Annotated in this window: 13 protein-coding genes; 8 read left to right on the top strand and 5 right to left on the bottom strand. The window is 61.1% G+C overall.

Annotated features, from left to right (window positions below; all coding sequences use genetic code 11):
• Nucleotides 1-23 precede the first annotated feature (23 nt).
• The 4 genes from WBK19_RS04890 to WBK19_RS04875 all read left to right on the top strand — a co-directional run bounded on the left by WBK19_RS04890 (nucleotide 24) and on the right by WBK19_RS04875 (nucleotide 4,479).
• Entirely contained in the window at nucleotides 24-1,652 is a 1,629-nt protein-coding gene (locus WBK19_RS04890; protein WP_511287491.1) for a methyl-accepting chemotaxis protein, read from the top strand.
• Between the two features lie 55 nt (nucleotides 1,653-1,707).
• A complete protein-coding gene (locus WBK19_RS04885; protein WP_511287490.1) occupies nucleotides 1,708-2,820 on the top strand; it encodes a PAS domain-containing protein in 1,113 nt (370 codons plus the stop codon).
• A 21-nt stretch (nucleotides 2,821-2,841) separates the two neighbouring features.
• The gene (locus WBK19_RS04880) at nucleotides 2,842-4,164 is read left to right on the top strand and encodes a putative bifunctional diguanylate cyclase/phosphodiesterase (protein ID WP_511287784.1); all 1,323 of its coding nucleotides are present in this window, start codon (nucleotides 2,842-2,844) and stop codon (nucleotides 4,162-4,164) included.
• Nucleotides 4,165-4,317: 153 nt separating this feature from the next.
• Nucleotides 4,318-4,479 (top strand): hypothetical protein, encoded by a 162-nt coding sequence (locus WBK19_RS04875; protein WP_511287488.1) that lies wholly within the window; start codon nucleotides 4,318-4,320, stop codon nucleotides 4,477-4,479.
• A gap of 79 nt (nucleotides 4,480-4,558) precedes the next feature.
• Here WBK19_RS04875 and WBK19_RS04870 read toward each other — a convergent pair whose 3' ends face one another.
• The 4 genes from WBK19_RS04870 to WBK19_RS04855 form a co-directional block, all read right to left on the bottom strand.
• Nucleotides 4,559-5,158 carry a DUF4202 domain-containing protein gene (locus WBK19_RS04870; RefSeq protein WP_511287486.1) on the bottom strand — a complete coding sequence of 200 codons (600 nt, stop codon included), beginning with the start codon at nucleotides 5,156-5,158 and terminating at the stop codon, nucleotides 4,559-4,561.
• 76 nt (nucleotides 5,159-5,234) lie between these two features.
• Nucleotides 5,235-5,867 carry a glutathione S-transferase family protein gene (locus tag WBK19_RS04865; RefSeq protein ID WP_511287484.1) on the bottom strand — a complete coding sequence of 211 codons (633 nt, stop codon included), beginning with the start codon at nucleotides 5,865-5,867 and terminating at the stop codon, nucleotides 5,235-5,237.
• Nucleotides 5,864-6,232 (bottom strand): hypothetical protein, encoded by a 369-nt coding sequence (locus tag WBK19_RS04860; RefSeq protein WP_511287482.1) that lies wholly within the window; start codon nucleotides 6,230-6,232, stop codon nucleotides 5,864-5,866. The genes WBK19_RS04865 and WBK19_RS04860 overlap by 4 nt, the downstream gene beginning before the upstream one ends.
• Nucleotides 6,229-6,567 (bottom strand): thiosulfate sulfurtransferase GlpE, encoded by a 339-nt coding sequence (locus WBK19_RS04855; protein ID WP_511287480.1) that lies wholly within the window; start codon nucleotides 6,565-6,567, stop codon nucleotides 6,229-6,231. Before WBK19_RS04855 ends, WBK19_RS04860 begins: the two co-directional genes overlap by 4 nt.
• Before the next feature lie 226 nt (nucleotides 6,568-6,793).
• Here WBK19_RS04855 and WBK19_RS04850 point away from each other — a divergent pair, with 226 nt between their 5' ends.
• On the top strand, nucleotides 6,794-8,161 hold the full coding sequence (locus WBK19_RS04850; RefSeq protein ID WP_511287478.1) for a helix-turn-helix domain-containing protein: 1,368 nt from the start codon (nucleotides 6,794-6,796) through the stop codon (nucleotides 8,159-8,161).
• Between the two features lie 55 nt (nucleotides 8,162-8,216).
• Here the strand turns inward: WBK19_RS04850 and WBK19_RS04845 are convergent, their stop codons facing one another.
• Complete coding sequence (locus WBK19_RS04845; RefSeq protein ID WP_226399327.1) at nucleotides 8,217-8,441, bottom strand: CsbD family protein; 225 nt, start codon at nucleotides 8,439-8,441, stop codon at nucleotides 8,217-8,219.
• Nucleotides 8,442-8,842: 401 nt separating this feature from the next.
• On the opposite strand from WBK19_RS04845, the gene WBK19_RS04840 reads away from it, so the two are divergent.
• The 3 genes from WBK19_RS04840 (at nucleotide 8,843) to WBK19_RS04830 (ending at nucleotide 14,516) form a co-directional block, all read left to right on the top strand.
• Nucleotides 8,843-9,700 (top strand): hypothetical protein, encoded by an 858-nt coding sequence (locus WBK19_RS04840; RefSeq protein WP_511287476.1) that lies wholly within the window; start codon nucleotides 8,843-8,845, stop codon nucleotides 9,698-9,700.
• A 101-nt stretch (nucleotides 9,701-9,801) separates the two neighbouring features.
• Nucleotides 9,802-11,046 carry an exonuclease subunit SbcD gene (gene sbcD / locus WBK19_RS04835; RefSeq protein ID WP_511287474.1) on the top strand — a complete coding sequence of 415 codons (1,245 nt, stop codon included), beginning with the start codon at nucleotides 9,802-9,804 and terminating at the stop codon, nucleotides 11,044-11,046.
• Nucleotides 11,043-14,516, top strand: coding sequence for an AAA family ATPase (locus WBK19_RS04830; RefSeq protein ID WP_511287472.1), 3,474 nt, complete (start codon nucleotides 11,043-11,045; stop codon nucleotides 14,514-14,516). Before sbcD ends, WBK19_RS04830 begins: the two co-directional genes overlap by 4 nt.
• The last annotated feature ends 4 nt before the right edge of the window (nucleotides 14,517-14,520 follow it).

Here is a 14,520-nt window from a genome sequence, read left to right as displayed (position 1 = left end):
TCCAAATTCAAGGGGAACTGGAAATGAAAGAGAAAAACAATCTGCGCATTTCGACGCGCATGCAGATTTTGACTGGTCTGACACTGATCGGTTTGATTGTGCTCTGTGTAGCGGCCTTGATGCAGCTCAAAGGCACGATGCTGGATGATCGCAAGCAAAAAACGCGAAATCTGGTAGAAGTGGCAACCGGGACGCTAGCTTACCACCACAAGCTGGCTGCCGATGGAAAATTGTCGGAGGACCAAGCAAAAAGTGCGGCGCGCGAGACCTTGCGCGGGCTCCGCTACGACACCAGTGACTACTTTTTCATCATCGACACCAACGCCAATTATGTCCTGATGCCACCCAAGCCAGAATCCGAAGGCAAGAATGCAGCAGAATTCAAGGACGCCAACGGCAAACTGATCTTCCAGGAGCTTATTGCCGCAGGCCAGCGGGGCGGCGGTTTTGTTGATTACGTCTTTCCCCGGCCGGGCCAACAAAAATCCGAACCAAAACTTTCTTATGCCACCAGTTTCACGCCCTGGGGTTGGGTGTTGGGTACCGGTATTTATATCGACGACGTGGAAACTGAATACTGGAAAGGCGTAGTGTCCCTCGGTGGCATTTCTTTTGTCCTGCTCGTGGTGCTCAGCCTGATCGCCTGGCGAGTCAGTTCCGGCATCCTGAAACAACTGGGCGGAGAACCAGCCGAAGCAACGGCTGTGATGCAACAAGTAGCTGCCGGCGACCTGACGGCAGCCGTTGGCAAACGGCCTGAAGGTAGCCTCCTCCACGCCTTGGGTACCATGGTTTCTTCGCTGCGCGAACTGGTCAAGGAAATCAATGTGGGCGCCAACCAGGTGGTGCAAAACGCCGAACAGATCAGCACCGCGTCCCGGGAAGTCAGCATCGCCGCCGACCACCAGTCCGATGCGACATCGGCCATGGCCGCCGCCATCGAGGAGCTGACCGTCAGTTCCAACCACATTTCCGAGAGCGCCAACGAAACCGAGCAGGATTCGCTGGCCGCGATGACCGAAGCCGGCGAAGGCAGCCAGCGGGTCGAACAGGCGACCGTCGCCATCCAGAAAATCGCCTCTACCGTTGCCGAAGCCTCCAGGCAGATTCACGAACTTGAAGATCGTACCAAGCAGGTCTCTTCAATTGCCAACGTGATCAAGGATATTGCCGGACAGACCAACCTCCTCGCCCTCAATGCGGCCATCGAGGCAGCCCGCGCCGGCGAACAGGGGCGTGGTTTTGCCGTCGTGGCGGATGAAGTGCGCAAACTTGCCGAACGGACGTCCTCAGCCACCATCGAGATCGAGCAGATGATCGTTGGCATTCAAAAAGACACCATCGGCGCTGTGTCGGCCATGAACTCGGCGCTACCCGAAGTCGAGCATGGGGTGGAGCTGGCCGGTTCTGCCTCCGATTCCCTGCGCGCCATTGAGGCCGGAGCCGGCCGCACGCTCGGACGAGTCCGCGAAGTAGCCGATGCCACCCGTGAGCAGAGCGCGGCGAGTACCTCCATCGCCCAGCGCGTCGAAACCATTGCCCAGATGGTTGAAGAAACATCCTCCACAATCCGTGGCACGGCGGAAACAGCCAACCAGCTGGAACTGATTGCTCAAGGGCTGAAAGCACAAATCGGGCGCTTTCAGATTTAATGTCGTCCTCGCAAATTGGAGCGGCTGACGGCAGGAACGACATGAGCAACAAGCAATGAGCAACAAGCGTAGTGACGATGAATTGCAGCGTTTTGCCGCGGCAATGGAAACCATTGATGACAGCATTTTTGTTGTCGACCGCGCCAGCATGCGGCTTATCCATGTCAACGATGCAGCATGTCGTTTCCGTAACCAGTCACGCGAAGAATTGCTTGCCGTCGAATCCTGGGTGTTGGCTGGGATGTCGCGGGCCGAACTTGAAGATGCCTACGATGCGCTCATCACCGGTCGTTCGGATGCAACCCCTCTGGAAACTCAGCGCATAGGCAAGGATGGCGCTGCGGTCTGGGTCGAGATACGGCGCCATGCGCAACTACTGGAAGAGGGCTGGACCATTGTCGTCATGGTCCGCGACATTACCGCACGAAAGCTGGCTGAAGCGGCGCTTCATGCCAGCGAAGCACGGTTTCGCAATGTATTCGAGAGAGCCTATACCGGACTGGCGATCGCCGACCTGTCGGGAACACTGCTTGAAGCCAACGAATGCCTGGCTCACTTGCTCGGTTACACGCGGCAAGAACTGGTCGGAATGAACATCGGCCGCTTCACCCACCCTGATGATCTGGCAGCCGAACGCGCCTTTCTGGAAGAAATTGAAGCCGGAAAACGCGACGTCTACCGAATGGAAAAGCGCTATCTCTCGAGGCAAGGCGACCTGCTCTGGGTTGATTTGCTGGTCACGGTCGTTCCGGATGAGCATGGAAAACCGGTCGAAACGATCGGACTGATCCTCGACATTACGGATCGCAAACGTGCCGAGAGGGAACTTCGTATTGCCGCCACCGCTTTCGAATCGGATACGGCAATGTTGGTCACTGATGCCGATGGCCGCATACTGAAAATCAACGAGGCAATGGCCGAGAGCAGTGGTTATACGGCCGATGAAGTTGTCGGTCGGACACCGAAGCTGTTCCAGTCTGGTCGCCATGGTGAAGACTTTTATCGCGACATGTGGAAAACCATCCGCCGTACGGGTAGATGGCAGGGAGAGGTATGGGATCGGCGCAAGAACGGAGAGATCTATCCGAAATGGCTGACCATTTCGGCAGTCGTCGGCACCGATGGCCATGTAACCAACTACATTGGTAGCCATTACGACATTTCCTAGCAAAAGAAAGCCGAAGAAAAGATCGAGGCGCTGGCCTTTTTCGACCAGCTTACTGGCTTGCCAAATCGAACCCTCCTGCTTGATCGATTGAAGCAGGCGAAGACAGCGAGTAGCCGTAGCGGCCGTTATAGCGCCCTGCTTTTCCTTGATCTGGACAACTTCAAAACGCTGAACGATACGCAGGGCCATGACATTGGCGATGCGTTGATAAATCTGGTAGCGCAGCGCCTGAAAACCTGCGTCCGTGAAGTGGATACCGTGGCCCGCCTGGGCGGCGACGACTTTGTCATCATTCTGGCCAGTCTGAGCGAGCGCGAGGCCGAGGCTGCGATGGCTACCGAATCATTCGCCGAAAAGATCCTGGCCTCTGTAAACCAGCCCTATCAACTCAACAATGCATCTCATCACTGCACAGCGAGCATCGGCGTCACCTTATTCAAAGGGAGGCAGACTCCGGTTGAAGAACTCATGAAGCAGGCCGATCTCTCGATGTACAAGGCCAAGGCGGCGGGCCGCAATACCTGTCATTTCTTTGACCCGGCCATGGAAGTCGCAGTCAGGGAGCGCGCCGCGATGGAAAAGGATTTACGCACGGCGCTCGATGACCAGCAGTTTCTCCTCCACTACCAGGCCCAGGTAACGAGCGAGCAGCGCATGATCGGAGCCGAAGTGCTGGTCCGCTGGCAGCATCCGCAACGTGGCATGGTATCCCCGGCCGACTTCATTCCATTGGCCGAGGAAACCGGCCTGATCCTGCCGCTCGGGCACTGGGTTCTGGAAACTGCTTGCATACAGCTGGCAAGGTGGGCCTGGCAATCCGAGTTTGCTGCTCTGACGATTGCCGTGAATGTCAGCGCCCGGCAGTTCCGCCAGCCGGGCTTTGTCGACGAAGTGCTGGCGGTGCTCAAAAATACCGGGGCAAATCCGTCGCGACTGAAACTGGAACTGACGGAAAGCCTGCTTGCCCACGATGTCGAAGAAATCGTCGAAAAGATGTTTGCGCTGAAAGCCAAAGGCATTGGTTTCTCGCTCGATGACTTCGGCACCGGCTATTCCTCGCTCTCCTACCTCAAACGCCTGCCGCTCGACCAGCTCAAGATCGACCAGTCCTTTGTCCGCGACGTCCTCATCGATCCGAATGATGCGGCAATCGCCAGGACCATTGTTGCCCTGGCCGACAGCCTGGGGCTCGGGGTCATCGCCGAAGGGGTCGAAACCGCAGCGCAGCGCGACTTTCTGGAAGCTGCCGGCTGCCATGCCTATCAGGGCTATTTCTTTGGTCGTCCGTTAGGACTCAAGGACTTCGAGAAGCTGGCGACGCGCGTTCCGATGTCGATTCAGTAGCAAGCGTTTCCGATGGCCGATGACGGCGGGCGACGGTGACTTCTGTCCGGACGTTTTTCCGGTAGCTCGTCGCATAGCTCATTGGCGCAACGGCATGGCAATAGCCTAGAATGAAAAGAGGACAGCTTTGCAACAAGCCCAACGGAGCGTTCAGTGTTACAAGCCATTCTTGACAATTACCTGCTCCTTTCAGCGCTCATCCTGATATTCCTGTTCGCCGTGCCGGCGCTGATCTTGCGCGGCCGCGGCGTGCGGGATCCCTCCCAACCGGAGCGCCGCAGCGAGCCACGGCCGGGCACTGACCGTCGAGCCTGAGCCGCGCTCAGGAAAACAGCAATTTCATTTTTGGCCATTATTTCCGGTTGACCGTGGCAACCGGATGCCAAGCCCGCGATCAGCCTTCGGCCACCGCTTTCAGTATCAACGGCACCAGTGCCTCGGGCAGCTTGATGCCGCCGGTCGTCACGAAGGCATGGGCGGCATCGGACATCTTCTTCCACGTCTTGCGGATGATGCCGAGCCACTTTTCTTCGGTGTAATCAGCCTGCTGGCCGGCAAAACCGAGCATGTAGTGCTCGATGAAGACGAGGCAACTGACGTCTTCCAGCATCTGCGTATCGGGGTTGGTTTTTAGGCCCACCTTGCCAACCGCCGCCTTGACCTGCTCGATCATCGCCTCGTCGTACCCGGCCTGGCGCATCAATTCGCCCGCCGTGTCGGCGTGGAATTTATAGAGCCCGGTGCGCCAGGCAAAGTAGCCAGGTTTGCCAAGCGGATAGCTGCTGCGCGGCACCGTCCACCGTTTTATGTGCTGGGCACGCACGGCAAGCTGGGCAACTTCGCTGGCGTCCGGCGCAAAACGGCCGATCATCTCGGTCATACGCTGGGCGTAGAGCAACTCTTTCGGCTGGCCGTCGTCCTGATTGGGATCTTGCGCGTTGGCGGCGTCGAACAGGGCGATGGTTTGGGTAAAGCGTTCCGGGTTGGTGATCATTGAATCTCTCGGGCGGTGTGCTTGTCAGGTCAGAAAAGATGCAATGTAACAGGGCTTTCCCGGACCAGAGCAGCGCTCAGCGCAGCACCGACGCGTAGCCCTCTTCCGCCAGCACCTGGCGCACAGCCGGCCGGGTCAGCATCCGGCGGTAATGGGCCTCGCAGTTTTCCGGCAACGGAATGCCGATGCGGTCGGCCCAGAACTCGACGTAGAACAGCGCAGCATCGGCAATCGTGAAGTGATCGACAACGTATTGCCGCCCGGCCAGTTCGCGATTGACGATAGCGAATGCCTTGTCGATGATCTGCCGGCCCTGGGCTTTGACCGACTCGTGGTCCGAACTGCTCGGCGCGAAGCGCTCTGTGGTGAAAATCCGGGCGAAACCTTGCGTGTGCAGCGTGTGCACGGCGTAGTTCATGACGCTGAGCACCTGCACCTCGTCCTTGATGCTTTCCGGCAGCAGCTTGCGTTTCGGGTAGCTGCGCGCCAGCCACCAGGCGATGGCCGAAAACTCGGTGAGCGCCGTGCCGTCATCGAGAACCAGCGCCGGAATGCTGCCCTTGGGGTTGATCGCGGCGTAGTCCTTCTTGTACTGATCGCCGGCCAGCAGATTGACGACATAGGCCTCGAAAACCAGACCGCATTCTTCGAGCAGGATGTGGATGCCAGTCGAGCACGAACCCGGCGTCATGTAGAACTTCATGGTCATTCGTTTTCTTCCTCGATAGCCATGCCGGCGAACAGCCCTTCCTGGCGGATCATGGTCTTGAAAGCCTTCATCACCGGGCGGGAGAGCGTTGTTTCAGCCAGCACGCGGGTTTCGTAAATGAAATTCTTGAGTGCCTCGCTCGACTCGCGCCGGGCATCGGCGATCAGGGTATGGAACTCGTCGCCAAAACGCTGGCCGGGCCTGTCCTTGACCGCGTCGTAGAGCGCTTCCATGACGATCTTGTCGACGCTCCCCATCTTGCATTTGCCGTCGACGATCTTGAGCATGACCGTGGTGGCGCAATCGACATCGCTCGGCGACAGCGGATGCGTCTGCACCCAGTCGCGAACACGCGCTGCCGTCATGCCGCAACCGGCGTGGCCAGGGCGGCGGCCAGAGCCTCGTAGCCGCCATCGACGCTGAACACGTTCGAATAGCGGAAATCGATGAACATCTGGGCGAAAATCTTGCTGGCGTTACCGTGGTAGCAATAGATCACCACCGGTGCCTCCTTCGGCAGGCGTTTCATCCAGGCCAGCAGGCGGTTTTCGGACAGATGCGCGGCACCATCGAGATGCGCCTTCTGGTAGTTGGCCATGTCGCGGACGTCAAAAACGAAGGGCGGCGGCTCGGAGCGCAGCAACGAGATGGCCTCACTGGCCGAAATGCAGCGGAAAGCGGGTTTTTCAACGGTATTCATGGTTGGCGGAGGTAAAAGGCAATAAACCTTCCGATGCAAGAGCGATGCCACCCGCCGAAATCCCGGAAAGCCGCTATTTGCGGTTCTTTGCCGGCATACCGAAAGCGAAAGTTGTTGGCTTCGCGACAATCACCGAAGGCAAAACCCACCAGAACCAAACGTCCCCGGTCGCCTCTTTTCCGGTTAGGCTGTCCCGACTGCCGCCGGCAGTCCACCAAGGAGCGCCATGCCCACCGCAACACGGCCTGAACAGCGGCAGAATCAGCTTCTGGCCGGCCTGAGCCTGGCCGAACAGACCCGGCTGCACGACGACCTTGAGCTCATATCGCTCGATGCCGGCACGGTCCTGCAGAACGCCGGCGAGTTGCTGAGCGACGTCTATTTCCCGATCAGTTGCGTCATTTCGCTGATCGCCACCACCCGCGAAGGCGCCGCCACCGAACTGGCCATGGTCGGCAACGAAGGGCTGGCTGGCATCTCGGCGGTTCTCGGCGATGAATTGTCCAGCCACAAGCTCGTCGTCCAGGGCGCCGGCGATGCCTATCGCCTGAAAGCCGAAATCCTGCGCTGGGAACTGGCCGAGGGCGGCCGCCTGCAACAAATGGCGCTGCGTTACGCCCAGGCCCTGATGGTGCAAACGGCACAGGCCCTGCTCTGCGCCCGCCACCACAGCGTCGAACAGCAGTTGGGCCGCTGGCTGCTGCTCTGCCTGGATCGGCGGCAGGACAACCGGATCGCCATGACCCAGGAGCGCATCGCCAGCCTGCTCGGCCTGCGCCGCGAGGCGATCACCGACGTTGCCGGCAAGCTGCAGGCAGCCGGCCTGATCCGTTACGCCCGCGGCCAGATTGACGTCCTCGACCGGCCGGCGCTCGAGGCACGCGGCTGCGAGTGCCATGGCGTGGTGCATTTGGAATTTGAGCGTTTTTTCCGGTCGACCGTGGCAGCCGACTTGCCCAGCCGCTTGCGCCCGAATCCGGCCACCCTGCGCCATCGCGCCGAGGCCCGCTGGCGCGAACAGCCGGACAGCGCGCCGGAAGACCCGAGCGAAGCCGCCCACTTGCTGCATGAACTGGAAATTCGCAAGATCGAGCTGGAAATCGACAACGAGGCCCTGCACGAAGCCAACGACCAGGCCGACGCACTCAGCGAGCGCTACGCCGACATCTACGACTTCGCGCCGATCGGCTACTTCACGCTCGACGCCCAAGGCAACATCCTCGACCTCAATCTGGCCGGCGCCATTCTGCTCGGGCTCAAGCGCTCGCAGAAAAGCCGGCATCGCTTCATCAATTATCTGGCGCCTGAGTGTCAGGCAGCTTTCACCGAGTTCGTCGGCAAAGTTCTCGCCGAGAAAAAAAGCGGCTTCTGCGAGATTACGCTGATGGCCAGCGCGCAACGCCCGGCATCAACACTCAGGGTCGAAGCAGTCCCTGATGAAGAAGGCACCGAATGCCGGATGGTGCTCATGGACATGACCGAACAGCACAGTGCGCTAAGGGCGCTCAAGCATTCGGAAATTCGCTACCGGCAGTTCATCGACGACCTGCCCGTTGGCAAGGACGCCGCCGCAAAGCCGCCTAACGACAACTGACCTGCGCTTGGCCGGACAACAACGGCGAACGCCGTCGCCCGGCCATCAAGGCTGATCAGGCTGCGACTTTGGGACGCAGTTCCTTGGTGTGCTTCTCGAAGCCCGCGACCTGATTTTCGGCTTCTTCAGGGGTCACTTCATAGAGTTCCTGGACCTGGCTGACCAAAACTTCGCGCTTGCTGTCGATGACAGCCAGTCGGGCATTGTTGATCTTGCCCCAACGCGACTTGATCTTCACGCCAACCGACGTCCAGCCTGCTGCATCAATATCCCAGCTCATATCCGACTCCTTGTATTCGGCCCCCGGGCGAAATTGCCCGGCGCCCGCCCCGACCACAAAGCAGATCGGAAACGACAACCGGAATGTCTGTTGGGCGTTCCGGGATGCGAAACCAAGACTAGTTGGCGGCATCAACGCCGTCTGCGCGATTTCGCGCTTAGGGCGAAAATCGCCGGCCGACGGCACAAGCCGGGGCTTGTGCCGTCAACGGCCAAAACCGGGCTTTTTTCCGGTCAACCGTAAAAATTGCCGCTCTTCCTTACCTCGCTGAGGCCCGCCACGGCGGCCGAAATCCATTGCCGGACAAGGCCCGGCACCAAAACCCGGAGATTCATCCAGCATGGCATCGATATTGCGGTTGCACTCCACTACGAGCAGAACATTTTGACGGGAGGACAACCATGAGCATCACGGCCATCGCATCTTTTTACGGCTCCAGCGCAGCAAGTGCAGTGCGCAGCACGAGCGGCAGCGCGGCAAGCAGCCAGAGCAAGGCAAGCACGGCAACGAGCGAAAGCACGACAGTGAGCATCTCGAACGAAGCCCGCCAGGCGGCTGCGACCGAAAGCCGGTTCGCCGTTCCGGAATCCGTTCGCCAGGCGGCACTGGCTGAATTAAACAGGGTTTTTCCGCAGGACATCCTCGACGAAGCGCAGGCCCGCCTGCAGGCCAACCAGGGCATAAGTGGCAGCACCAGCGCCACGCCGGGCCTGGGCAACCTGCCCCTGCTGCCGGAAAACGCGGCGCTCCTCGCCCAAATCAAGAGCGAAATGCACGCCGCCCGCGCCGCCAGCACCGAAGGCATGACCAACCTGACGCCCTACGTACAGCTGATCCATGCCGTGCAGACAGAAGGCTGGAAAACGCCGATGACGATGGCCGACGCGCAGCGCGAAGTCGACATCGCGGCGGCCATGGACAGGCTGACGCCGGCGTCGAACGAAGCGCCGCTGAGCGAAGCTGAACAGTTACAAAAGATCAATGCGGCAATGGCGCAAATCCAGCAAGAACAGGCCGGAGAAATCCCCGACAAATGGAAGCAGCGCTGGCAGGAAGCAAACCTGAGCATGCCGGAAACGGCCACCACAACCTTCCCGCAATCCATCTGGCTCGGCCTGGCCAAGGCCGCCGGGATAGGCGAAGACGAGTTCCTCGCCAAGGCGCGCGAACTGGCCGGCAATTATTCGGGCAACAGCTTCCTGCAAGCCGTTAAAAGTTTTGTCAGCGAACGCTACACCGCAAGTTCCGGCACGACGTAGACCTGCGGAGGCTGCGCCGGCCAGCCGAACGCGAACAATGCCCGCTGTGGCGACGGTGCTTTGCCGTTTAAACTTCGCCCTTTCCATTTCAGCCGGCCAGCATGCGCCTACTTCACACCTCCGACTGGCACCTCGGCCAGCACTTCATGGGCAAGAGCCGGCAGGCCGAGCATCAGGCGCTGATTGCCTGGCTGGTCGACCAGGTGGAAGCGCAGGCGGTCGATGCGGTGCTCGTTGCCGGCGATATTTTCGACACCGGCACGCCGCCCTCCTACGCCCGCGAGTTGTACAACCAGCTCGTCGGGCAGCTGTACAAGGCCGGCGTCCCGCTACTGGTTCTCGGCGGCAATCACGATTCGCCGGCCACTCTCGGCGAAAGCCGCGAACTGCTCGCCCACCTGGGCACCACCGTCATCGCCGCGACGCACGCCGACCCGGCCACGCAAGTCATCGTCCTGCCACAGCGCAACGGCCAACACGGCTGCATCGTCTGCGCCATCCCCTTCATCCGCCCGCGCGACGTACTGCAAAGCCAGGCCGGGCAAAGCGCCGAAGACAAGCAGTTGTCGCTGCAAACGGCCATCCAGGAACATTACGGTGCCGTCTTCGCGGCCGCCGTCGAACGCCAGAGCGTCTTTGCCGCCGAACTTGGCCCGAATTTCGGCCGCCCGTTGCCCATCATCGCCACCGGCCACCTGACCACGGTCGGCGCCAGCACCAGCGAATCGGTCCGCGAAATCTACGTCGGCGCCCTCGAAGCCTTCCCCACCGGCGCCTTCCCGCCAGCCGACTACATCGCCCTCGGCCACATTCACCGGCCGCAGAAAGTCGGCGGTCTCGAACACATCCGCTACTGCGGCTCGCCCATCCCGCTCGGCTTCGACGAAGCCAAGCAAACCAAGGAAATTCTGCTCGTCGATCTCGACAGCAACGGCCTCAAAGCCGTCACCGTCCTGCCCGTGCCACGCTTCCAGTCCCTGGTCGCCGTCAACGGCAATCTCGACACGCTGGCTGGCGCCATCGGTGCCGCAGCCGCCCAAGGCACGCGCGAATGCCCGGCCTGGCTCGAAGTCACCGTCGCCGAAGACGACTACCTGGCCGACCTGCCGGCCCGCATCGAAGCGCTCACCGAAGGCTGGCCAGTCGAAGTCCTGCGCATCCGTCGCCAGCGCGGCAACGCCGTCGCCAGCCTGGCGGCAGAAGCCAGCGAAACCCTGGACGAACTCAGCCCGCACGACGTCTTCGCCCGCCGACTGCAGCAGGAGGAACTCGGCGAAGAACTGCAATCCGCCCTCAACGAACGCTACCGCGCCGTCGTCGCCAGCCTGCAGGAACAAGAAGCATGAAAATCCTCACCCTGCGCCTGAAAAACCTCAATTCGCTCAAAGGCGAATGGACCATCGACTTTACCAAGCCGCCGTTCACCGACAACTGCCTGTTCGCCATCACCGGCCCGACCGGCGCCGGCAAATCGACGCTGCTCGACGCCATCTGCCTCGCCCTCTACCACCAGACGCCGCGCCTGAAGACCATTTCGGCCTCCGACAACGACATCATGACGCGGCACACCGCCGACTGCCTGGCCGAGGTCGAATTTGAAGTAAAGGGCGCCGTCTACCGTGCCTTCTGGAGCCAGCGCCGGGCCCGCGACAAGATCGACGGCGCGCTGCAGGCACCCAAGGTTGAATTGGCCACTGGTGACGGCACCATACTGAGCACGCAGACCAACGACAAACTCAAGCGCATCGCCGAAATCACCGGTCTCGATTTTCCGCGTTTCACCAAGTCCATGCTGCTCGCTCAGGGCGGCTTCGCGGCCTTCCTCAACGCCAGCGCCAACGAACGGGCCGAGCTACTCGAAGAACTGACCGGCACCGAGATTTACGGCGAGATTTCGCGCAAGGTTTTCGAACAGGCGCGCGATGCCAAGAGCCAGCTTGACCAGCTCAAAGCCCGCGCCGACGGCATGGAACTGCTCAGCGATGAACAACGCGCCGCCATGCAGCTCGAAGTCGGCCGCCTGAGCACACAACTCACCGACGTCCAGCACCGCCACCAGCAAACCCAGGCCCAGCGCCAGTGGCGCCTCGATCTGGCGCAGAGCGAGCAGGAAGTCAAAACCGCCGAAAGCAAGCTGCAGGAAGCCGACACCGCGCTGACCGCCGCCGCCCCTGACCTCAAAAAACTCGCCGACAGCGAACCGGCCGAAGCCCTCAAGCCCCTGCACCAGCAATGGCAACAAGCTGACGCCGCCTGCCGGCAAAGCGAAGCTGAACTCAAGGCCCTGCACGCCGACCGCGAAACACGGCAAGCCGAACAACTCGCCCGGCACCAATCCGCCAGCCAATTGAGTGCCCAGCTCGCCGTCCAGACGCAGCAAGCCCTGCAACAAAGCCAGCGCGAAGCCAAAGAACTCGACGACTTCTGCGCTGCCCAGCCGCAACGCGCCCAACTCGGCGAACACCTCGGCGTCTGGCGCCAGCAGTTTGAGCAGCGAGCCAAGCTGGTCCGCGACCTCGTCACCCAGCAGCAGGCGCAGCAAAAACTCGCCCGTGAACTCGCCGAAACCGCGCAGCAGATCGAAAAACAGACTGCTACGGTCAACCGGGAAAAAGAGGCAAAAACCAAATCCGACGCCGCGCTGGAAAAAACCCAGACCGAGCAGAATCAGCGCCTCGCCGGCCAAACCCTGGCCGAACTGCGCCAGCACTGGCAACAAGAACAAGCCGACCTGAATCGCTGGCAACAACTCGAAGCCCTCGCCCAGCGCCGCCGCGAACTGGCCGCCCAACAAACGACGCAAACCACGCAACTGCAGCAAGCTCAGGAAAAGATTGCGGCCCAGGAAAAAGGCCTGACCGCCCTGCGCGAACAGCACAAGGAACTCGCCGCCCAGGTCGCCGACAAGCAAAAGCTGCTCGACCAGGAACGCCGCATCCAGAGCCTCGAAGCGCATCGCCGCCAACTACAGCCGGACGAGGCCTGCCCGCTGTGCGGCGCGCACGACCACCCGGCCATCGCCGCCTACGCCGCGCTCGACGTTTCCGCCACCGAAACCGCCCTCAAGGAAAAACAGGCAGCGCTCGACGCCCTTGTCCAGAAAGGCCAGCAAGCCAAGGCCGAACAAGCCGCCACGCAGGCCACACAAAAAGAATGGCTGGCCCAGCAAACCCGGACCACGCAGGAAGCAAGCCGCCTGCAAACAGAATGTGCCGAACTGCTCGCCGGCCTCGCCAACGCTACGCCGCTTGCGGACAGCGCATGGCAGGAACCCGAAACCATCGCCACCGCCCGCAGCACCGCCGAACAATCGCTGGCCCGGCTCACCCAGCGCCAGCAAGCCGCCGATCAGGGCGAACAAGCCCTGAACGCCGCCCGCAAAACTGCCGCCGACGCCGCCCAAACCCTGCTTAACGCCAGCAACCAGCTCAATCTGCTGCAACAGACCGCGCAAACCGGCCAGCAACGCCAAACCGAAATCGCCAAATCCACGCAGGCACTGGTTGAGGAACAAGCCGAACTCGACGAAAAACTCAGCGCCACGCTGACCGCCGCCGGCTACGAAATCCCCGCCGAACCCGCCGCCTGGCTGCAGGAACGCGACGGCGAGTGGCAGCACTGGCAACAAACGCAGAAACGCCGCCACGAACTCGCCGAAACCATCGTCAAACAACAGGAACAATTCAACGCCGCGCAGGCCCAGGCAACGCACTGGTCAGAACAACTGGCCAACCTTCGCTTGCCACGGTCAACCGGAAATATCGGCCAAAATCAAAATCCCGAAACCATCACCGACGATCCCGCAACCGCCCTCGCCCGCTGCGCCGACGCCATCGTCGAGCTAACCCGCCAACTCGCCGCCCAACAAGGCCGCCAGGCACAAATCGACACCAATCTCGCGCAACAGCAAAAAGCCCTCGCCGAAGCGACCACCGCCTGGCAAACCGCCCTCGCCACCAGCCCCTTCGCCGACCTTGCCGCCTACAGCGCCGCGTTGCTGCCGGCCGAAGAACGCCAGCGCCTGCAGCAAATCAAGGAAACCCGACAACTGGCGCAGCAACAAGCCGCCGCCGTCCTCAAGGCCGCCAGCGAAAAGCTGCTCTGCCTGCAAACCACGCCACCACCGCGCGGTTCAGTCGAAACGCCGATCCCGCCGCTCCCTGAACTCGAAGCCGCCCTCGCTCAGCTCGAAACCCACCGCCGCGAACTCAGCGAACAACTCGGTGCCCAGCGCGCCCTGCTCACCCGCGACGAACAAGCGCGCCAGAATCAGCAAGCGCTATTCGCCCAGATCGCCGCCCAAACAACCGAAAGCGACCTCTGGCAACGCCTCGACAGCCTGATCGGCTCGGCCAAAGGCGATAAGTTCCGCAAATTCGCTCAAGGCCTCACCCTCGACCACCTGCTCCACCTCGCCAACAGCCACCTTGCCCGCCTGCACGGCCGCTACCTGCTGCGCCGCAAAACCACCGGCGAACTCGAACTTGACATCGTCGACAGCTGGCAAGGCGAAGTCGCCCGCGACACCCGCACCCTCTCCGGCGGCGAAAGCTTTCTGGTCAGCCTGGCCCTTGCCCTCGCCCTCTCCGACCTGGTCAGCCACAAAACCAGCATCGACTCGCTCTTCCTCGACGAAGGCTTCGGTACCCTCGACGCCGACACCCTCGAAATCGCCCTCAATGCCCTCGACACCCTCAACGCCAGCGGTAAGATGATCGGCGTCATCAGCCATGTCGAAGGCATGAAGGAACGAATTCCGGCGCAGATTCGGGTTGAGAAAGGCGGCGGGGTTGGGTATTCGCGGTTAAGGATTTAGACGG

It is taken from the genome of Azonexus sp. (assembly GCF_049652925.1).
Taxonomy (GTDB): Bacteria; Pseudomonadota; Gammaproteobacteria; order Burkholderiales; family Rhodocyclaceae; genus Azonexus.
The sequence above is the reverse complement of the archived record's forward strand: the minus strand, read 5'-3'. Positions and strand labels throughout refer to the sequence as shown.